Consider the following 19520-nt stretch of genomic DNA (forward strand, 5'->3'; position numbering starts at 1 on the left):
CCCTTCGTTGGGCTAGATATGAGCAACGATATTGACGAGCTTGCCGAATGGGTCGCGGACATAGAAACGCCGAACGCCCCACGGCTCATCAGCCGGCCCGTATTCAATCGGGAACCCGGCGTTCCTCATTCGCTCCAGCGCGGCATCAACATCGTCAACTTCGATCGACAGATCCGGCACAGGCGTCTTCGAGCCTCCCTCCGCGGCAACACTGAGCTGAACGCTCATCTTCTCTCCCGATCCGTAGGTAACAATCCAGCCATGATCCATCAATACATCGAGCCCAAGCACGTCACGGTAGAAGCGTTCCGCTTCCGCGATATCCTGCGCGCCAATATTGGCGACAATTCGTCTTACTTTCATTCCCGGTTCTCCCTTGAATTATATTCAACCATTTGCCACATCTATCCTTTCTCCCTTGATCATCGTCCATTGCACATCGAAGTTATCGTCGAGGAGGACGAGATCGGCCTGACAACCGGGGGCGATTCGGCCTGTATGATGATTCCCGAGAATATCGGCAGGAGTCGTTGCAGCCATCTGCACCGCATCGGTTAACGGGATTCCGAGCTCGACCGTCAACTGCAATGCTTTATTCATTGTGATGGTGCTTGATGCCAGCGTTCCGTCCTTCAAGCGGGCGATCCCGCCGCTGACCTCGACCTGATGGCCTCCGAAGTTATAAGTCCCGTCACCCAGCCCCATCGCCTGCAGGGCATCGGTAATCAGCACCATTCGGTGCGGCCCCTTCAATCGATGCATCATGCGAACGATCGCGGGATGCAAATGAACGTTATCCACAATCGCCTGGAGACTGACATGCTCTTCTTCGAACGCGGCGACCACAAGTCCGGGATCCCGATGATGAATCGGCCGCATACCGTTGAAGCAGTGCGTGACATGACTCGCTCCCTCGGCAAAGGCCTGCTTCGCCTCCTCATAGGTCGCATCGGAATGCGCTACCGCAACAACGGCCCCTTGCTCCTGCAAATAGGCGATGAGTTCCATTCCGCCTGGCAATTCGGGCGCAATCGTCACCATTTTAATCAGATCGCCGGCTTCCTGGCAGATCCTTTGCATTTCATCCATATCGGGATGCCGGAGGTACTTCTCGTTCTGCATCCCTTTGCGCTTCCGGTTCAAATACGGCCCTTCCAAATGGATGCCCGCAATAGCGGCTCCCTCTTCGCTGCCGATGACCCGCTTGACGCTTCGAATCATCCCCAGCAAGTCTTCTATCGTCGAGCTCACCGACGTCGCCAAAAACGAGGTGCATCCGCTAGCCGCGCATGCCCGCGATACCTGCTGAATGCTCTCTTCCGTGCCGTCCATCATATCGTAACCGTTCGCGCCGTGAATATGAACATCGATCATTCCGGGAATGAGCAGCATGCCTTGGCCGTCGATCAACTCGCCATCCGGCACTTGACCCGAGGGCACGGAGTCGGCTTCAATCTTTTCAATATAACCGTCACGAATCCAGACAATAGCCTGGCTAACCACCTTATCTTGGCACACGGCTTGCACATTATAGATGATCTTGCGACTCATCGGAATTTCCCCCTTCGGCTTTATTGGCTTGAATAACGGCAATCTCGTGCCGCTCGAATACGTCTTGGAACTCTTCCGGAATGGCTTGATCGGTTATCAACACATCCACATACGCAAAATCGAGCCTGAATAATGAATTTTCGCTAAACTTGGTGAAATCGGCGACAACAATGACCTGATCCGATCTGCGTGCCATTTCCTGCTTGACCCGGACATCCTCTTCATAGGGATAGTAAAGACCATCTTTTCCTATGGCGGAAGCCCCGATAATCGCTTTGTCCGAACGAATGTCTTTCAGCTTATCGACGATGGATGGCCCGTACAAAAAGCGGTGCTTTGCATTCAAATACCCTCCAAGCACGTAAATCTGCACATCCTCCCGGTTCGACAGCACGCCGGCATTGTCGATCGAGTGCGTCACCGCCGTAATATGCTTGGCCGTCATCTGTTCAGCCACGCATTGGACCGTGGTCGATACGTCGAGAATAATCGTCTCATGATCATGAATGAGCTTGGCAGCCGCTTCACCGATTCTTCTCTTATGGTCCGGATGACTAATCCTCCGTTCCTGGTACGAAGTAAGCTCCTTCCGCAGCTCTGGCAAGGCAATTCCTCCATGCGTCCGAATGGCCGCACCTTCCTGAATCAAGCGGACGATATCTCTTCTGGCCGTATCCCTGGATACGTCGAACATGCTGCATATCTCTTTTACACTCATCGTTCGATGCCGTTGCAAATAGTCCATGATTTTCAACAGCCGTTCCTCTTGAAACAAATTCACCACCACCCCTTGTAAGTAATTATAAGCAATTAATAAGTAATTATCAATCATTGTTCTTCGGATAAAAGTTAGATGCGCAGAACAATAAAAAAACCTTTGCAGCAGGGGCAAAGGTTCTTTCATCTTTTATCATGTTTGATTCGATACACGAAGCAACATGCTTCCTGAAAGCGTATCATGCACATTTACTTATGAAGCAGCTCATCAATCGAATGGCTGAACAGAGGCTTGCTTAGTTCGAGTATCGCTTTGGCGTACTCCTGGATCTCTTGCTGTGCGTCATGCTCCAGACGCTGGTTCAAAAAATGACATACGGACTGCAGCGACGCGGTCCAGTACCAACGGACATACATGCCGTATGCGGGCAAAAATAAGCGGGCTTGTTCGGCACAAATGCCGTCCTCAAGCGCTTGCTCATATTTGGCAATCCCCTGCTCGACATAGTTCATAAGCTCGTCCGTATATTTTTGCCCAAGCTCCCACGATAATGGTTCGCCGCTGCCCTGTTTCGAATTTTCAGGCTGGCTTCTCCATTCTCCTTCGGCCGGGATATAGAATGCCGGCTCCTCGGTGATGTATCTTCGGCTTGACTCGTTCCAGGCTTCCAGACTGTCCCCAGTGCCTTCCATATGAGCAGACCCGACAACATATTTCCACCATTGACGGGCGACCATAAGAGGCGCATAGATCTCGTATTGCATGATGGCATGCCGGAAAGGCGAAGTATGCCCTTCCCGGGCTAAAAATTGGATCAGTCTAAGATCTTTTTCATTCAGTTCCTTCGATTCTTTCGCGTAGGACACCCTCGCCGCATTCACCACGGTCAGATCGGATCCCATATGATCGACTAACCGCACATAACCTTTATCCAGCACCTGCTTCATCGTCATCCCGGTTTCTCTCCTTTGTCTTGTTTTCTATACATTTTAGTAGTAACGCTGGAACAAATTTCGCTCCATAGCTTATTCTCGGTTCTCAGTTGAAAATCCTGTCGACATGCAGAGGATAAAGCAACTCATGATTTGAATGCCCGGATCAAAAAGGAGCTAGCGTGATGCAGCTGCTCCTTGTAGCGGTTTATCTATTCCATTCTTTACTTACAATATATGTATAGCTGCCATCCCGTTCATACGATACCTGGCCATAATAGACCTGGACTCGGAACTCTCTGGAAATGATGCTGCCAATCTCGTCGATGGGCAGATTCATATTTTGTATGATCAATATAATCGGGCATTCATTTAATCCTTGCTCCCAATTATGTTCCCTCGAAATATTGAAATAAGGTCCTGTTTCATCTTGCTCTTCGGAATCACTTTCACACCACTCCCACGTATCCTCATAGTCCCGCTCATAACGAGGCAAGTTCAGTGCCATTTGAAGCTCTCTTGCAATGTCATGCAGTTCTCTTTCGCAAAAAAACCAGAATTTGTTTTGCTGCATCCCTATTCTCCCAACGTAACATTTCAGATATTCATATCCCGAAGATGATCCTTACTTCACCCAATCTGCGAGTCGTTCATTGTCCTTCAAGGCATCCCGTTTGTAATAGTACACCTTTTGCTGAACTGCAAAGCGATGTCACGCTTCATATGGATAAAAGAAGTGACCACGTACAACGAGCTTCCTTACACAAACGCATCGCAGCTGGAAGCGGAATATCGCTAGCATTGGGCGGATTTAGGGCGATGACGGGCTTGCGCGGCCGCGTTCGCCTTCCCGAGTTCGCTCGGATTATAGCCATAGGTTTTGCGGAATAGAGCGGCGAAATGGCTTATATTATGGTAGCCGACCATGAGGGCCGCTTCGCTTACATTGCCTTCTCCTTGCTCCAAAATTTTCCGCGCTTCATTCATTCGCAGCGCACGCACATAACCGAATACGGTCGTGCCGAACAATTCCTTGAAGCCAAGCTTGAGCTTATAATCATTCAAGCCAGCCAATCTGGCAAGCTCAAGCAAGCTCGGAGGCTTCCTCCAGCAATGGGTCAATATTTCTCGCGCTTCGTGAAGACAACGGATATCCTCGGCGTTCAGCTTGGATAGCTCCGTTCGGACCCGTTCCTCCTTTTGCGCCCCGTCCAGGTGATGGACCAGCAGTTCATTCGCTTTCCCTTCCAGATACAACTTCCGGAGGCTTCCTTGATAAGGGCATTGCGCCATTTGTTCCACGATATGAGCAATGTGGGGAGAACCGGCCGTCTGTCTGCAGTACGTGGAGTCATCCGTCAGCCGGGCCACATCAGGATGCAGTTCGCGGAACTGGCGGACATCTAGCCGGAGCTCCATATGCCATAACCGTTCCTGCGGATACAGCTCCGCATGTACCTTCGAATCCTGGATGAAGATGAAATTGGACACGCCAGGCGCCAAGCCGTAGCTTGAAGCCCGGCCCTCCGTATTCCAGCAGCCCTGCCCAGACAATGTATACGTGATCTCCAGGTGAGGATACTGGATTCCGACATCCATCGTCACCGGTTCGGACAGACTCGCCTCGAACCAATTGATTTCCATTCCACGCCGCAGCACAATCCGCTGCACACGGCCCGTGCCGCCCAGAATAGGAACAGTGTACTGATATTGTTCTTGCGGATCCGTCGACGGTGATATATCGCTTAACTGCTGAAAGACACAGTCTAAATTTCGCGTATTCATTTGCAGCTTCAAGTACGCTTCCCTCTCTTCCTCGAATCAACAATGGAGCTCATCCTGATGAGCTTATACTTAAATATACCGAATACATATTGCATATGCACAATTTTTTTGCCTAAGGAAAAATATGATGCTCTTCGTCATATAACTTCAGTTTAGTTGATAATGATTCTCATTGTCAAATTTTTCGTCCTTCCGAGCACAAAAAAATCGCCCGCTACCCAGTCGCAATTGCTGAATAGAAGGCGATTATTTACAATTTATATTCCCGCTACGATGCGTTTGGCCCGGATGGCAGCCTGCCGCAGCATCTCATCTTCGTCGATCGTTGCCAATTGCCGATGCCTCATCAGCACCTGTCCATTCACGATCGTCGTGTCGACATCCGCTCCGTTGGCGCTATAGGCCAGCAACGATTCGATCTGATGGACGGGCTGCAAATGCGGCTTGTTCATGTCGACGAGAATCAGGTCGGCGCGCTTGCCGGCTTCGAGCGTCCCTACTTCGCGATCGATATTCAATAACTTGGCGCTATCCCGGGTAGCCATGCGCAGCGCCTGGCCGGCAGGCAGCATCGTCGGATCGCCGTAGTCCAGCTTTTGCAGCCAGGCCGCCGCTTTGATCTCCTCGAACATGTCGACCGTGGCGGCGCTTCCGGCGCCGTCAGTTCCCAAGCCAACCACAATATTCTGCTTCATCATGTCCGCGACCGGCGCAATCCCGCAGCCCAGCTTCAAGTTACTGACCGGATTATGCGCCACGCCGCCGCGCATGCCTCTTAACAGCCCGATGTCTCCCCGCGTCATATGCACGCCATGCGCCAAGAGAACATGAGCCTTGTCGAACAGGCCGATATTGTATAAGTATTCGGCGGGCGTCTCGTTATATTTTTCGCGGATGGACATCACTTCTTCTATCGTCTCAGCCAGGTGGATATGGATCGGAAGGCGCATCTCTTCGGCAAGCCTGACGATGCGCTTCAGCGGTTCGGGCGGACAAGTATATGGCGCATGAGGGGCAAGCATCGTCGTAATTCTGCCATCTGCTTTTCCGTTCCAGCGCTCGATGAGTCCAAGCGCTTCCGTCAATCGCTGGCCCCCGTCGTCCTGCAGAAATACCATTCCCCTGGACAAAGAGGCCCGCATGCCCACTTCGTCCACCGCAGCGGCGATTTCATCCATATGAATGTACATATCTGCAAAAGCGGTCGTGCCCGATTTGATCATTTCCGCCATCGACAGCTTGGCGCCCCAATAAATATCTTCAGGCGTCATGTTCGCTTCGGCGGGCAGCATTTTGCGTTCCAGCCAATCCATTAGCTTGAGGTCATCCGAGAAGCCCCGCAGCAAGCTCATCGGAGTGTGTTGGTGCGCATTAATTAAGCCGGGCATTACCGCCATTCCTTGGCCATCCCACACTTCGTCGGCATCCACATCCAGGGCAGGCCCGATTTGTTGAATCGTATCCCCTGCGAGATGGATATCACCATGGAACGGGGTGTCCCCCTCTTTCATCGTCACGATGATCACATTTTTGATGAGCGTATTCATCGGCACAGTCCTCCTCCACATGCAAGATAACTTGAGGATAGACTATGACGTAACGTAAAGGTCAATCCGGTCGTCTTATTTATCTTCCGGAACGATCACTACTTCGGGCTCGGGAATGAAACCGAAGTGCCGGTAAATCCCCTCAGAGATGATATCCTTCAAATAAAGGATATCGGACGCCGTCGCATCGTTATGGTTCAAAATCATATTGCCATGATACGGCGAAATCATCGCCCCGCCATGAGCGAGTCCTTTTAAGTTCAGCCTATCGACGAGAGCGCCGATCGAGGCGCCTGCCGCATAGTTATTTTTAAAAAAAGAGCCACAAGATCGGGAAGTAAAATGCCGGTTCCCCGTCCGGTACTTGTCAATGTCCGACAGTTGCCCAGGTATGGCGTGATTTCTAAGCTGAAGCTCCTTAACTTCATTGGAAAAGAAAGAATAAAACTGCGATAGCGACGACAGCTTGCCGCTCCCTTCCTTATATCTCTCCAGGATGCCGCCGAGTCCGCTCTGTACCGGTGCTTCAGGCTCGGGAACCCGGATCTCCGCCCCTACGATGATCCATGGCTTTTGTTGAAAGATCGATTGTTTATAGGAGAACCGGCAATCTTCGGCACGGATGACTTGCAGAGACAGTGACGGATCGGCTGCATCCACATAATATACCTTCTCTACCTTATCGCCCATTTGATCATCGTGATACTTCGCGTTCATGTAAATACCGGCGCCCACGCAGCCAGGCAGCAAATATGTAAAATGAAGCCCGGATGTTCCCCAGATCAAGCCTGCGACGGACAGCATCGACAGCGGCAAACCGGACGAGATGAACCATGTGGAGCCGTCAATCTGTCTGATCTCGGCAAAGTTCTTCAGTGAAATAAAGACGGTTCCCCGCCGCGGCCGCTCCGGAAACAGAATATTCGTCCCCATGCCGAACACGAAATATTCCATCCCGTACGTTTTGCACCCATCCAAGATTGTCATAAGCTGTTCCGCCGTTTCCGGCATTGCAAAATAATCCGCTTCCCCTCCGATTCCATAAGAAGAGTGCTCCGCTAACCGCACTTGACGCTTGCACAATGTATGAAAAAGCTGATTGCGATCATTCATCGCTGTGAAAAAACCCCTTTCGAACTTGACGCATAAGATTCACCAATGCAGGCTTTTTCATTATACATGACAATCTTGTATATTGTTCGCACGCCCTTTAATATAGAAAAATAGCCTTCCTCCATGATCAAGGTACCGGATCAAATTCAATTCGCTCCACAGTGTGCCTGCCATTCTTCCTCCTTCATCTTTATATTCAACGCCACTCCTTCGATAACAATCGCGGTCAGTCCCGCTTCCGTCCTGGTCTCATGCCATTCGCCCTCTTCCCAATATGCGGCATATCCCTGTCAAACGCCTTAATCTCCTGTCCCATGTCCTTGCCATAGTTATAAATTTTCATGTATGTATTCCTCCTGTAATTCGTTAAGTTTCACAGACTTCACATCATCTGGCCAATAGAATGATTATAAACATAAAAATAGCCGATTGCTCATAAAAACGAACAACCGGCTGTTTTTAATCAAATAAGCCGCCGTTACTGAACTTACCCTTGCATCATGGCAAATGCTCTGCACTCCTGCGCGCAATTCAGACAGATCCTGCTGCACATTTGCGACATTTGATCCGGGAACCGGGCGCACTCATTCCCGCATATTTCACAAATCTGGGCGCACAGTCCCGCCGTCGCCTTGGAAAACATGCTGCCTCTCGCCAAATAACATGCCATCGTCACACATATCGTCGCGCAATCCCGAAGCAGAAGAATCTGCCTTCTTCTGGCATGAATATCGGGTGTGCCGAGCATTGCGGTCACCATATGCTCGCACATATTCAAGCAGTCTTGCACCGTTTTTAACAGCGGCGGGAACATCATCGGATGAGCCATCATTGGTTGCACTTGACCAGACCCCCTAAAAATCAATTTGGATAAAGCATATATATATCCCATTTCTATGCCCTGGGCATTTGTCCCGATGCCAGGTACAGGGTATATGGTCGTCCCTATTGAAACGGAACAAAAAGAACGGCCTGCACAAAACAGACCGTTCTTCGCTGCAACTGAAATTATTTTGTTCCGCGAACGATGTGGTTTTCCTCCATTTGAGTCTTCAGTTCGTCAACGGTAATGCCTTTTTCTGATGCCAGCTTTTCCAGCTTCGCTTCGCGCTCCTGTTCCATTTGCGCTTTCAGCTCATCGACAGTGATGTCTTTTTCCGCTGCCAGCGACTCCAGGTCACGGAGGCCCCGGATTTTACCTTTCGTGCCGCGTTCCTGCTCCATCTGTGCCTTCAGCTCGTCCACCGTAATGCCTTTTTCCGCCGCCAATTGCTCCAGCTTCGCTTCGCGTTCTTGCTCCATCTGCGCTTTCAGCTCATCGACAGTGATGCCTTTTTCCGCCGCCAATTGCTCCAGCTTCGCTTCGCGCTCTTGCTCCATCTGCGCTTTCAGCTCATCGACCGTAATGCCTTTCTCTGCTGCCAGCGACTCCAGGTCCCGGCCGCCCCGGAATTTACCTTTCGTGCCGCGTTCCTGCTCCATCTGTGCCTTCAGCTCGTCCACCGTAATGCCTTTTTCCGCCGCCAATTGCTCCAGCTTCGATTCGCGCTCCTGCTCCATTTGCGCTTTCAGCTCATCGACAGTAATGCCTTTCTCTGCTGCCAGTTGTTCAAAATTTATGCCGCGCTCTTTAATCAGGGAGAAATGCTTCGCGGCTGCCCCTTGAGTTAAGGTTGTATCGGCTTCCGCCGCAAAGGCGGACCCCATTGCACTGACGGCAAGAATAGCTCCAAAGGCGGTGACTGCAAGCGATTTGTTCATTTTTTTCATTCAATTTCCCTCCAAAATGGTTTTTTGTCTTACAAGAATGAGTTTAGACCGTTCACCTGAACCCACCCTGAATGCCGACTTTACACTGCCTGAAAATATGAAGACTCTGATCATTTCTGCGTTGCGGCCTAGTCGTTCTTATCGCCTACCTTCACGCGCACCTCCTGTTGTTGGCCATAGCGCGAAATCGTAAGCGTCATCTCTTCACCTGCTGGGGAAGCTTCGATTTTGTCGGTAAGCTCCTGCACACTCGAGATGTCCGCTCCGTCGACGGCCGTGATGACATCGTAAGGGCGGATGCCGGCCGCAGAGGCGGGCGATTGCTGTTGCACGTCTGCCACGAGCACTCCGTTGGGGCTGCTCAGCTTCAAGTCTGCCAGCATATCGTCGGTTATATTGAGGGCTGATGCCGATGTACGGCGAAGACTCCTTCGGAATCGTTTCATTATGTTTCAAGCGATCCAGAACCGAGGATACCGTGCTTGAAGAAATGGCGAAGCCGATTCCCTGCGCATCCGCGTTGACGGCCGTATTGATGCCGATGACTTCTCCGTTCATATTAAGCAAAGGTCCGCCGGAGTTGCCCGGATTAATCGCCGTATCGGTTTGCAGCAAATGTTTATAATATCTTGTCCCCTGCTCGTCATCGATCTGGATGGGCCGCTCCTTGGCGCTGAGCACGCCAGTGGTCACCGTGGAATCGAACTCGTATGGATTACCGATCGCTACGACAGTATCGCCGACATGGCTTGCGTCCGAATTCCCGAGAGCCAGCGCGGGAAACGGCTTGTCCCCCTCTATCTTGACCACAGCCAAATCCAGATCATAACTGCTGCCCAGCAGCTTCGCCTTGAACGGCTCATCATAACCCTGGACATAGACATCGATCTCATCCGCTCCGTCGATAACATGCTCATTCGTCAAAATATATCCTTCCGCTTCAAACAAAAAACCGGAGCCTGTGCCGCTAGGCTGTAAAGTGCCGCTGTCGTCCCCCTGCCCGGAAGTGCCGCTGCTGCCGCCATTGTCAAGCCGCTGCCGGAAGAACGGGCTGCCGGACAGCGTATTGTTGCGGTTCGAGCTTGCTTTCGTTTTCGTTTCGATTTTGACAACTGCCGGACTGGCTTGGCTTACGATGCTGGAGAGACTGCCGGACCCCGCTCCGTTGAACGAAGCGGTTTGAATCCCGCTCTCGGCAGGGGCTTCGGCTGATACGTTGTAGGCAAGCGGCTCATCGCCGCCCAATACATCCATCCGGCCGGCTGCGAACAGGAGTCCCCCGAGAGCCATGGATCCGGCCATAAAAGCTGCAAAGATCGGCCGCCATGAGCTTGCGCTTCGCGTGGCATCTTGCCGGCGTGCAGGAGCAATCTCAAGCGGTACAATGACGCTGCTCGTCTCTTTCATTTCTTCATTCATCTTATATACCACCTTTCTGCCTGAGCATGGGTTTATTATGCAGCCCGTTGCTGAAGGAAGCGTGTCCGTCCGCTGAGCATTCACTGAAACCTTTATTTGGATCCCCAGGAATCCCTGTTTCTCAGCTTGTTTTCAGATTCTTTTAAGAGCGGCTTCAGCTTCCTCCTCTATACTGGTTGGAGCAAAGTCCGCGTGTGCAAGCGGCTTACAGGCAGGAGGATCCATATGGGACAATTGAAAGGCATCAAAATACTGCTCGTCGATGACGAACCGAACATACTGCAGTTCCTCGAACTTGGCCTGACCAATGAAGGCTTCGAGATACAGACCGCGACGGACGGCTTGGCGGCCGTGGCGATGGCGAGCGAGTTCCAGCCGCATGTCGTCATTCTCGACGTTATGATGCCGGGAATGGACGGCTTCGAGGTGTGCCGGATGATTAAGAAATCCGAGAACGCAGCGGTCATCATGCTGACCGCCAAAGATGAAGTGGACGATCGGGTGAAAGGGCTGACGCTCGGCGCGGACGATTATATGATGAAGCCGTTCAGCTTCGAGGAGCTGCTTGCGCGCATTCACGCGCGAATCCGCAATCAGTTCCCTCATTTGTTCGGCGAGGTCGTGGCCGGACCGTTCCGGATCGATGACCGGCGCAAGGAGATCACCTTCGACAGCCGGGTGCTGGAGCTGTCCCCGACGGAATATGAGCTGCTTAAGTTTTTGGTCCTTAACCAGGGTCTTGTGCTCAGCAAGGCAATGATATTGGACAGAGTATGGGGCTATGATTTCGGCGGTGAGGAAAATATCGTCGAGGTGTATATCCGATCATTGCGGGAAAAGCTGAACGACCGGGAGCACCGGCTAATTCGGACGCTGCGCGGAGCCGGATACCGGGTCGATCTTCCATGAAGGCGGCGGAACGAATCCGGCGCTTCATCCATCCGGGCTCGCTGCGGTTTCAGCTGTTATCCCGCTCCCTTCTCATTCTCGCCGCACTGCTGATGCTCATCGGCGTATTTCAGTATTTGGTTATGCAGCAATTCGTATATGAAAATAAGGCGGAAAGCTTGAAAAGCCAAATCTTATCCTTTCCCCGCGAGGCATGGCAGCTGCTGACGGACCGAGATACCGGCGTTTCGGGGCGGCGGGCGATGCTGTTTTTGCCTGCCGATGCGTCGCTCTCCATTATCGATGCGAACGGCACGATACAGGCTGTATCCATGGGGGATAAGATGGCCGATCCGCCTGAACTGTCACCGGAAGAATATCAAGCGGTCATGAACAAGAGCAGGAAGGAAGTCAATTATCGGGTCATGAACGACAGCCAGGGAGAGGAGCAGCTGCTCGTGCTGCAGCCGTTCGAATGGAAGGGGCGCATGCTCGGACTCATTCAGCTCAATACGAGCACCAAGCCGTTGAAGGAGATGCTGGCCAGTCAGCTTCTTACCTTTCTTTCCTTGTCGGTCCTGGCGCTGATTGGAGGCATGATCGCTTTCCTTCCGGTCTTGAAAAAAACGCTTGTCCCGCTGTCCAATATGGTGCATACCGTCGGAAAAATCGATGCCGGGAATTTGGCGGAGCGCTTTCCGTCCCGTCAGGGCCAGCTCGAAATCGATCGGCTCGCGTTATCGTTCAATGGTATGCTGGAAAGGCTGGAATCCTCGTTCGAAGCGGAAAAGGAAGCCAAAGAGCAGATGCGCCGCTTTGTCGCAGACGCCTCCCATGAGCTCCGGACGCCGCTGACATCCATTCACGGATTCCTTGAGGTTCTGCTCCGCGGCGCCATGAACCAGCCGGAGCAGCTGCGCAGAGCGCTCATCTCGATGTACGGGGAATCCGAGCGGATCAATAAGCTGGTGCAGGATCTTCTTCTGCTCGCGAAGCTGGACCGGGCTCCGGTCATGGAGCTCGCGGACGGCGACTTGAATCGCGTGCTTCAAGAGCTGGAGCCGCAGCTTCGTCTGCTTGGCGGACAGCGGCATCTGACGCTCGCTCTGGCGGAGGATGCGAAGTGCATGTATGATCCGGACAAAATGAAGCAGGTGGTCCTGAATTTATTTCATAACGCCGTGCAGCATACGGATCCGGAAAAAGGAGAGATTCGGATTTCGACCGAAACCGTGCCCGGCGGCGTGGAACTGACGGTGCGGGATAATGGGATGGGGATCGGCAAGAGGCATCTTCCCCATTTGTTCGACCGCTTCTACCGCAGCGAGTCTTCCCGCACCCGCAAGTACGGCGGTGCCGGGCTTGGCTTATCGATAACAAAGTCGATTGTGGAGGCGCACGGAGGATCGATCCGCGTCATCAGCTCGGAAGGACAGGGCAGCGCGTTTATCGTCACGCTGCCGGCATCCGTTCCTCCCCTGCACGGATGCGATGGAGGAACATAGATAACGGAAAAGGCTCCGTTCGCTGCCGATAGCGGACGGAGCCGTTGCCATTTTTATAACTTATACAAGCTTACGCAGCCGTAATCGGTATAGACGGCTATATAATCTGCCGTGAACGCCAGCGAGCAGTTCTTGACCACATGCTCGAGTTGGAACTCAAGGATGCATTGCTTCGTGCGCATATGATACAGGATGATCTTGCCATACTGATACACGGCCACAAGCTCTTTGGCGGCATCGGCGGCACAGCTGCGGATGTTGCTGCCCATATCCCAGCCGCCGCATGGCGCCATGGTGCTCAGATCGTAGCACATTAATCCCGATGTCCCGTACTGCTCCTGCGTGAACAGATACCGATCGTCAGGCGAGAAAAACATCGCCGCCGTCATGGCGTTCGCAGGCTTGGCAATCACCGTCTCCTTCTTGGCTGACATATCCCACATGGAGATCTAGCCGCTATGGGAGCACGAAGCGAGCATATGACCGCTGTGCGAGAGGGCGGCGCACAGCTGCGGGCTGTGCCCGCCATACAGCTCGCACTCCACTTTTTTACTATCGATCTCACATTGCTTCAGCAAATCATACACGACGATTCGCGGTTCGTCGTACCATACGGCCGTGCTGCCGGATACAGCCAATGTGCTGACGGGATATCTCGCTGCGGAAGCGTAATCCCGCAGAGCTCCGCTGTCGATCGACAAGCCCCGAATGTGATGGCTGTCATTGATAAGCAGCTCTCCGGCCTCCGGACAGTACCGCATCTCGTAAATCAAATGATGTCCCGCCAGGTCATAAGTATGCCGCATGGCGCCATGCTCGTCCAGCAGAAAAATCTGTTCTCGCTCGAATTGTCCGACAACATAACCGGCATATAACGTATTGGTGCCGGGCACGGGCGCAAGCGGCACAAATCCGGTATACCCGCTGCCGATATACCGATGAAGGACGGGTTCCCCCGCCCCCGCTTCCAGGTTGTTCAGAACGAAGCCTTTTTTCAGTCTGCTCCATACTTCCTTTTCCGCGTGTTTGGCCGCTTGTTCCGGGGTATCGAACATTTTTTCCTGCTCTTTGCCGCCATTGGAGGACGTGATGACTTGATTGCCATTGCGTCGAATACTCCATGTTTTGCCGCTGCTGCGATCGACCAGCATTCGCTTCATCGGGTGGTTCCTCCATTCTAGGCTCTTACGTACTCGTACCAGATCTCTTCTTCTTCATCGGTCATGGATCCGGTCATCGTGGAAAAGTCGATTTTCCGGTCAAAACGATCCTTCAACAGCGCAAACTGCTGAAAAGAGGCCGTGATTTTCTTCAACGAGGCTGATCGGGCGATCTCCTCCAGCTTGCCGATATCCGGGCAGCCGCTTAGCTCCAGGGACTGCACATTCTCCAGATCGGCCAAGATCGAAATATCCTTCACGGCCGAATTGGTCATCTTCACGGTGCGAAGCTTGCGGCAATTCCGTAAAAACTCCAGATTCGGCAAAGAAACCTCCTCCAGTTGAATCACCCGCAAATTCATGAGCTGTCCCAGGACAGCCAGATCGTCCTCGGCAACGGAACCAAGCCCGGACAGCGTCAGTTCAGCAAGCTGCTCCAGCTCCGCCAGACTGCGAAGCTGCTCGCCATCCGGACGGCTGACCTCCAAAGCGCGCAGACTGTGAACCGATTTGAGCGGCGACCAATCACGAATTGCCGTCTGCCGCACATCCAAAGCTCTTAACTTAGGCAACAGGCCAAGAGGAGTTAGATCTGTGACTGCCGAACCCGACAGGAACAGCTCCTGCAAATGCATCAATCCCTGCAGCGGGCGGAGATCCGATACTGGATTTTTCCCCAGATACAGCCTCTTCAGCTGCGTACAATGACTCACCGCTTCAATCGACCGGATCTCGTTCATGCTCAGCACCAATTCCCGCACATCGTTACAGCGTGCCAGGGGATCAATATCCGTCAGCCCCTCCTGTATGAAGCGAAGCTGCTTCGCACGCACAAAAGCTTCCGGCGATCCGCACGCCGCCACCACCCTCGCCTTCCACTTGTCATCCAGCCCGCCGAACCATGCCAGCGGATCCGGTACATTCGAATCGACCCGAAGCGGCTCGAGCACAGGCAGATCCAGCGATCGGATCGCATCGAGAAAATGGACTTGGCTGTCCCGCCCATAGCTCCAGAAGCGATAGTCTTCTTCTTCATGGACGGTATAATTCCTCTCCTTCGCCACATCGCGGATAAATTGCAGGAGATGGGTCAGACGACGAGCAATGACATATTTGACTTCTTCATCGCGGCCGAAGTTGATCAACTGGCCCTTCCTTCCCTGCTCATCGGGATCGAGGTCGATGCCAAGGTGATTGCCGCCCCAATCCTTGCTAATCGGCAGCCAGCTCTATCTCCGTGGCGGGCGGGTTGAGAGATGCGGCCAATTCCGGCAGATCTCCCCGAAGCAGTTCCGTGATTTCGTTCAGCAGTTCTCTCAATCTCATGCTTCCTCCTTAACGGCCAGCTCTTTTCCCTCTCGCTATTTATGTAAGATCCTTCTTATAATAATAGTGCTTGCATCCAATCGGCGCATTTTCGAAAATAGCGACAACCTCGTAGCCATATTTCTTATAGAATTCGGGAGCTTGAAAGCTGAAGGTATTCAGTTTAATGAACGTACATTTTTTTGCTCTCGCGATTTGCTCGGCTTCTTCCAATAGCCGTTTCCCCAACCCTTGTCCGCGGTGATTGTCATCCACCCATAAAATATCAACTTCCATCCAATTCCATAGCACGGTGCTGTTCAGGCCGGCAACAATCGCTCCGTTATCATCCTTCAAGCATAAATTAACTTCTTCAAGGTGGGCGTTGGGCACGCATTTGGCATTGAACTCAATCAATTTGTGCAGGACATGCTTGGATTCTTCGGGTGTGCTGTGAAAAAGCTTCGGTCTGTTTGTCATCGTTATTCCTCCTGTAGAGCCTTGATATGAAATAGAACATGTTCCTTTAGTGGACTATCTTGCTCAACTTTCGGGTAGGGTTTGGAAAACCACAATATGTTTTTATTCGACGCCGTATTTTCGCATTCCTTGCCGTCTCCGCACTTTCTTGCAGTTCTCCTGCGCACGTCGCTACTATACTACATCTTGGCTGATTTTCGTAATTCGAAAATTCATGTTTATGACATGCCTGCAGACCATCCAATTCATCCCCCGGATCCCCATCCATGTTCAAAATATTGATATTTTTTCGCCAAAGATGAGCGGAGCATTAGCACAAGCCAAATGGTATGATAAAAGAATTCTGCGAGAACCTCGATCTTACTACAGCAGGCAGGAGGTGATATTGATGTGGATGCCTGATCGCCGCAGCAGCCAGCCTCTCTATCAACAGATAGCGGATGACATTGAACGGAGAATCGCATACGGCGAGTTCCCGCCAGGCAGTCTGCTGCCCTCCGAACGCAAATTAGCTGGGCAATTGGGAGTGAACCGAAGCACTGTGATTCTGGCTTACGCCGAGCTTCGCGCGTTGGGAATCATCGAGAGCCGTTCGGGAAGCGGAACCCGGGTAAGCAAGGATAAATGGGGGGCGACGCCGAAGCATACCCCGAACTGGCACCGGTATTGCGAGGGCGGAAGCTTTCTGCCGAACGTCGCCTTTTTGCGCCGTATCCGGGAAGCGCTGCAGCAGGACAGCACATTAATCGATTTTGCGAGCGGCGAGCTGGGGGCGGACCTCTCTCCTGTGGAAGAAATCAATGCGCTGATCGATGAAAACCACTATACCGGATATCTCGGGTATGATAATCCGCAAGGATTTTTGCCGCTTCGGGAAGCGCTCGTCTCGTTTTTAAGTCAATATCGGGGCATTCAGACGACAGAGTCGTCCATCCTCATCACATCCGGCTCCCAGCAATCGTTATATTTAATCACGCAGTGTCTGCTCGCCCCTGGAGATGCGGTGGCCATCGAAGATCCTTCATATTGCTACTCGCTGCCCATGTTCCAATCGGCAGGTCTGCGCTTGTTCCGCCTTCCCGTCGACCAGCATGGAATCCGGCCCGAGGATGTGCGCGCGCTTTATAAGAAACATCGAATCAAGATGGTCTTCCTCAATCCGAATTATCAGAATCCGACAGGCGCCCTCCTCGATGCCGAACGCCGGGCAGAACTGCTCCATGTGACGAGCGAGCTGGGGCTGCCGATTGTCGAGGATGATCCCTTCAGCCTGACGGCCTATGACGGAACGCCTCCGCGGCCGCTCAAGTCCATGGATTCGCTCGGCTCGGTCCTCTATATCGGCTCGTTCTCCAAAATCGCAGCCTCCGGGCTGCGTGTCGGATGGATGGTCGCGCCTCATTCCGTTGTCGATCGGCTGGCCGATGCCAGACAACAGATGGACTTCGGGCTTAGTGTCGTTCCGCAAAAGGTGGCTGCCCAGTTCCTGAAATCCGCCTATACCCGGCCGCACTTGGACCGCTTGCGCATGAATCTGCTCTACAAGCGGGATGTGGCGATCGAAGCGCTTCAGCGCGAGCTTCCAGGGTTGGTCAGCTTCTCGGTGCCGCAGGGGGGCTTGCACCTGTGGTGTAAAATCTTGCCCGAGGTCAATGACGGCAAGCTGCTGGAGGAAGCGATCCGCAATGGTGTCATCTTCGCGCCCGGCAGTGTGTACGGCTCCGATTCCGGTTATGTGCGATTCACTTATGCAAGGCCGAAGGCGGAACAGATCGCCCCGGGCATTGCCGCATTCGCGGCCTCTCTTCGGGCCGTTCTTGGTTAGAGCAAGCAAAAAAGGTGAATGAACGCGCTGTATAGCTATCCTATACACGTCAGTTCATTCACCTTTTTACATTGATTACTTATCGCGAGGCTCCCGGCTGCGCCGCGCTACTCCGGCTTCATAGGCTGCCGCGATGACCGCTTTGCTCACTTTATCCGCCACCTGGGGATGGAAGACGCTTGGAATAATGTACTGTTCATTCCGTTCTTCGTCGCCGATGACCGAAGCGATCGCTTGGGCCGCGGCAAGCTTCATCGATTCCGTAATTCGGGCGGCCCTGCAATCCAGCACGCCGCGGAACATGCCGGGAAAGCATAATACGTTATTGATCTGATTCGGGTAATCCGATCGCCCTGTCGCAATGACGCGCGCATGCGGCTCCGCTTCCTCCGGCATAATCTCAGGAGTCGGATTGGCCATCGCAAACACGATCGGGTCTGACGCCATCCGCTTCACATCCTCCGCCTTCAAAATATTCGGACCGGATAGACCGATAAATACGTCAGCCCCTTCAAGGGCTGCGGAGAGGCTGCCTTCCACCTTCCGCGGATTCGTCTGTCCGGCGAACCAGTTCCAGAGCGGATCCGAATAATTGCGTCCGCTCACGAGGACTCCTTGACGGTCCACGCCGATCAGGTCGGTCACTCCGGAGGCCAGCAATATTTTGGCACAGGCCATCCCTGCCGCCCCCAGGCCGCATACGACCACTCTGCACTGCTCCAGTTTTTTTCCGACCACTTTCACGGCATTGTACAGCGCAGCCAGGATGACGACAGCGGTTCCATGCTGATCATCATGAAAGACCGGGATATCCAGCTCCTGCTTCAGCCGTTCTTCGATCTCGAAGCAGCGCGGAGCCGAAATATCCTCCAGGTTGATCCCGCCGAAGGCCGGGGCGATCGCTTTGATGATGCGAATCATCTCCTCCGTATCCTGGGTGCTTAGACAGATCGGAAAAGCATCGACGCCGGCTAATTGCTTAAAGAGCACCGCCTTCCCTTCCATGACTGGCATCGCGGCTTCCGGCCCGATCGATCCAAGGCCAAGGACGGCGGAGCCGTCGGAGACGACGGCTACCGTGTTCCGCTTGATCGTCAGCGTATGGGCGCGGTCGGGATCTTGATGAATCGCCATACAGATCTGCGCCACGCCAGGCGTATAGGCACGGGACAGATCATCCCGATTTTTAATGGGCGTCTTGGGATGAATCTCGATTTTGCCGCCCAAATGCATGAGAAAGGTCTGATCCGATACGTTGATTACCGTAACCCCGGGCAGCTGGCCAACCGCGGAGACCATACGTCCAACATCCTGCGGAGAACGCAGATGAACCGTAATGTCTCTCACCGTTCGCACAGGCCCTGCGCGATTGATGTCCATCGCGACGATGTCGCCTCCGGCATCGCTTATCGATGAGGCTATCGCTCCAAAGGCTGCGGCATCTTGATCATACTCCAGCCGCAAAATAACGCTGGTGCTCATTTCCAACGAGTTGTGCATAAGTTACTTCCCCCTCGCCGCC

At 53.0% G+C, this 19520-nt stretch carries 19 protein-coding genes and 1 pseudogene; 3 read left to right on the forward strand and 17 right to left on the reverse strand.

Going from position 1 to position 19520, the window contains the following annotated elements:
* Positions 1-12 precede the first annotated feature (12 nt).
* The 12 genes and pseudogenes from NNL35_RS19370 to NNL35_RS19420 all read right to left on the reverse strand — a co-directional run.
* Positions 13-363, reverse strand: coding sequence for a VOC family protein (locus tag NNL35_RS19370; protein ID WP_006679350.1), 351 nt, complete (start codon positions 361-363; stop codon positions 13-15).
* Between the two features lie 24 nt (positions 364-387).
* Positions 388-1551 (reverse strand): N-acetylglucosamine-6-phosphate deacetylase, encoded by a 1164-nt coding sequence (gene nagA, locus NNL35_RS19375; RefSeq protein WP_006679351.1) that lies wholly within the window; start codon positions 1549-1551, stop codon positions 388-390.
* Complete coding sequence (locus NNL35_RS19380; protein WP_238535451.1) at positions 1529-2332, reverse strand: DeoR/GlpR family DNA-binding transcription regulator; 804 nt, start codon at positions 2330-2332, stop codon at positions 1529-1531. Before NNL35_RS19380 ends, nagA begins: the two co-directional genes overlap by 23 nt.
* A 185-nt stretch (positions 2333-2517) precedes the next feature.
* Positions 2518-3222: an FAD-dependent thymidylate synthase gene (gene thyX / locus NNL35_RS19385; protein ID WP_006679353.1), complete on the reverse strand. Its 705-nt coding sequence runs from the start codon at positions 3220-3222 to the stop codon at positions 2518-2520.
* Positions 3223-3409: 187 nt separating this feature from the next.
* Positions 3410-3775 carry a hypothetical protein gene (locus NNL35_RS19390; RefSeq protein WP_006679354.1) on the reverse strand — a complete coding sequence of 122 codons (366 nt, stop codon included), beginning with the start codon at positions 3773-3775 and terminating at the stop codon, positions 3410-3412.
* Positions 3776-3996: 221 nt separating this feature from the next.
* Complete coding sequence (locus tag NNL35_RS19395) at positions 3997-4986, reverse strand: helix-turn-helix transcriptional regulator (RefSeq protein WP_254553671.1); 990 nt, start codon at positions 4984-4986, stop codon at positions 3997-3999.
* A gap of 257 nt (positions 4987-5243) precedes the next feature.
* A complete protein-coding gene (locus tag NNL35_RS19400; protein ID WP_006679356.1) occupies positions 5244-6533 on the reverse strand; it encodes an amidohydrolase in 1290 nt (429 codons plus the stop codon).
* Between the two features lie 75 nt (positions 6534-6608).
* Positions 6609-7646: a UDP-N-acetylmuramate dehydrogenase gene (locus NNL35_RS19405; RefSeq protein WP_006679357.1), complete on the reverse strand. Its 1038-nt coding sequence runs from the start codon at positions 7644-7646 to the stop codon at positions 6609-6611.
* A gap of 487 nt (positions 7647-8133) precedes the next feature.
* Positions 8134-8478 carry a four-helix bundle copper-binding protein gene (locus NNL35_RS19410; protein WP_006679358.1) on the reverse strand — a complete coding sequence of 115 codons (345 nt, stop codon included), beginning with the start codon at positions 8476-8478 and terminating at the stop codon, positions 8134-8136.
* 176 nt (positions 8479-8654) lie between these two features.
* Positions 8655-9416, reverse strand: coding sequence for a hypothetical protein (locus NNL35_RS19415; RefSeq protein ID WP_254553672.1), 762 nt, complete (start codon positions 9414-9416; stop codon positions 8655-8657).
* Positions 9417-9544: 128 nt separating this feature from the next.
* Positions 9545-9862, reverse strand: coding sequence for a S1C family serine protease (locus tag NNL35_RS30725; RefSeq protein WP_138985659.1), 318 nt, complete (start codon positions 9860-9862; stop codon positions 9545-9547).
* Positions 9863-9896: 34 nt separating this feature from the next.
* A pseudogene (locus tag NNL35_RS19420) lies at positions 9897-10835 on the reverse strand (S1C family serine protease); the annotation flags it as partial.
* Positions 10836-11060: 225 nt separating this feature from the next.
* Here NNL35_RS19420 and NNL35_RS19425 point away from each other — a divergent pair.
* Together NNL35_RS19425 and NNL35_RS19430 are read left to right on the forward strand one after the other, a co-directional pair.
* Positions 11061-11744 carry a response regulator transcription factor gene (locus NNL35_RS19425; protein ID WP_006678436.1) on the forward strand — a complete coding sequence of 228 codons (684 nt, stop codon included), beginning with the start codon at positions 11061-11063 and terminating at the stop codon, positions 11742-11744.
* Positions 11741-13228 (forward strand): sensor histidine kinase, encoded by a 1488-nt coding sequence (locus tag NNL35_RS19430; RefSeq protein WP_254553673.1) that lies wholly within the window; start codon positions 11741-11743, stop codon positions 13226-13228. The genes NNL35_RS19425 and NNL35_RS19430 overlap by 4 nt, the downstream gene beginning before the upstream one ends.
* Before the next feature lie 53 nt (positions 13229-13281).
* Here the strand turns inward: NNL35_RS19430 and NNL35_RS19435 are convergent, their stop codons facing one another.
* The 4 genes from NNL35_RS19435 to NNL35_RS19450 form a co-directional block, all read right to left on the reverse strand.
* Positions 13282-13662, reverse strand: a complete 381-nt coding sequence (locus tag NNL35_RS19435; RefSeq protein WP_254553674.1) for a hypothetical protein — start codon at positions 13660-13662, stop codon at positions 13282-13284.
* 15 nt (positions 13663-13677) lie between these two features.
* Positions 13678-14388 (reverse strand): hypothetical protein, encoded by a 711-nt coding sequence (locus NNL35_RS19440; protein WP_040732877.1) that lies wholly within the window; start codon positions 14386-14388, stop codon positions 13678-13680.
* Positions 14389-14405: 17 nt separating this feature from the next.
* The gene (locus NNL35_RS19445) at positions 14406-15533 is read right to left on the reverse strand and encodes a leucine-rich repeat domain-containing protein (protein WP_006678438.1); all 1128 of its coding nucleotides are present in this window, start codon (positions 15531-15533) and stop codon (positions 14406-14408) included.
* Between the two features lie 220 nt (positions 15534-15753).
* Positions 15754-16173, reverse strand: a complete 420-nt coding sequence (locus NNL35_RS19450) for a GNAT family N-acetyltransferase (RefSeq protein WP_006678439.1) — start codon at positions 16171-16173, stop codon at positions 15754-15756.
* A gap of 388 nt (positions 16174-16561) precedes the next feature.
* Here NNL35_RS19450 and pdxR point away from each other — a divergent pair, with 388 nt between their 5' ends.
* Positions 16562-17998, forward strand: coding sequence for a MocR-like pyridoxine biosynthesis transcription factor PdxR (gene pdxR, locus NNL35_RS19455; protein ID WP_254553675.1), 1437 nt, complete (start codon positions 16562-16564; stop codon positions 17996-17998).
* A gap of 75 nt (positions 17999-18073) precedes the next feature.
* Here pdxR and NNL35_RS19460 read toward each other — a convergent pair whose 3' ends face one another.
* Positions 18074-19498, reverse strand: a complete 1425-nt coding sequence (locus tag NNL35_RS19460) for an NAD-dependent malic enzyme (protein ID WP_006678440.1) — start codon at positions 19496-19498, stop codon at positions 18074-18076.
* Positions 19499-19520 lie beyond the last annotated feature (22 nt).

It is taken from the genome of Paenibacillus dendritiformis (genome assembly GCF_945605565.1).
GTDB lineage: Bacteria > Bacillota > Bacilli > Paenibacillales > Paenibacillaceae > Paenibacillus_B > Paenibacillus_B dendritiformis_A.

Excerpts from the sequence above, each read along its gene's own strand:
- NNL35_RS19435 (WP_254553674.1), bottom strand. The coding sequence starts at position 13,662 with ATGTCAGCCAAGAAGGAGACGGTGATTGCCAAGCCTGCGAACGCCATG.
- NNL35_RS19450 (WP_006678439.1), bottom strand. The coding sequence starts at position 16,173 with ATGACAAACAGACCGAAGCTTTTTCACAGCACACCCGAAGAATCCAAG.
- NNL35_RS19395 (WP_254553671.1), bottom strand. The coding sequence starts at position 4,986 with ATGAATACGCGAAATTTAGACTGTGTCTTTCAGCAGTTAAGCGATATA.
- NNL35_RS30725 (WP_138985659.1), bottom strand. The coding sequence starts at position 9,862 with ATGAAACGATTCCGAAGGAGTCTTCGCCGTACATCGGCATCAGCCCTC.
- NNL35_RS19430 (WP_254553673.1), top strand. The coding sequence starts at position 11,741 with ATGAAGGCGGCGGAACGAATCCGGCGCTTCATCCATCCGGGCTCGCTG.
- NNL35_RS19460 (WP_006678440.1), bottom strand. The coding sequence starts at position 19,498 with ATGCACAACTCGTTGGAAATGAGCACCAGCGTTATTTTGCGGCTGGAG.
- NNL35_RS19400 (WP_006679356.1), bottom strand. The coding sequence starts at position 6,533 with ATGAATACGCTCATCAAAAATGTGATCATCGTGACGATGAAAGAGGGG.
- NNL35_RS19370 (WP_006679350.1), bottom strand. The coding sequence starts at position 363 with ATGAAAGTAAGACGAATTGTCGCCAATATTGGCGCGCAGGATATCGCG.
- NNL35_RS19415 (WP_254553672.1), bottom strand. The coding sequence starts at position 9,416 with ATGAAAAAAATGAACAAATCGCTTGCAGTCACCGCCTTTGGAGCTATT.
- NNL35_RS19410 (WP_006679358.1), bottom strand. The coding sequence starts at position 8,478 with ATGATGGCTCATCCGATGATGTTCCCGCCGCTGTTAAAAACGGTGCAA.
- NNL35_RS19390 (WP_006679354.1), bottom strand. The coding sequence starts at position 3,775 with ATGCAGCAAAACAAATTCTGGTTTTTTTGCGAAAGAGAACTGCATGAC.
- NNL35_RS19440 (WP_040732877.1), bottom strand. The coding sequence starts at position 14,388 with ATGAAGCGAATGCTGGTCGATCGCAGCAGCGGCAAAACATGGAGTATT.
- thyX (WP_006679353.1), bottom strand. The coding sequence starts at position 3,222 with ATGACGATGAAGCAGGTGCTGGATAAAGGTTATGTGCGGTTAGTCGAT.
- pdxR (WP_254553675.1), top strand. The coding sequence starts at position 16,562 with ATGTGGATGCCTGATCGCCGCAGCAGCCAGCCTCTCTATCAACAGATA.
- NNL35_RS19405 (WP_006679357.1), bottom strand. The coding sequence starts at position 7,646 with ATGAATGATCGCAATCAGCTTTTTCATACATTGTGCAAGCGTCAAGTG.
- nagA (WP_006679351.1), bottom strand. The coding sequence starts at position 1,551 with ATGAGTCGCAAGATCATCTATAATGTGCAAGCCGTGTGCCAAGATAAG.
- NNL35_RS19425 (WP_006678436.1), top strand. The coding sequence starts at position 11,061 with ATGGGACAATTGAAAGGCATCAAAATACTGCTCGTCGATGACGAACCG.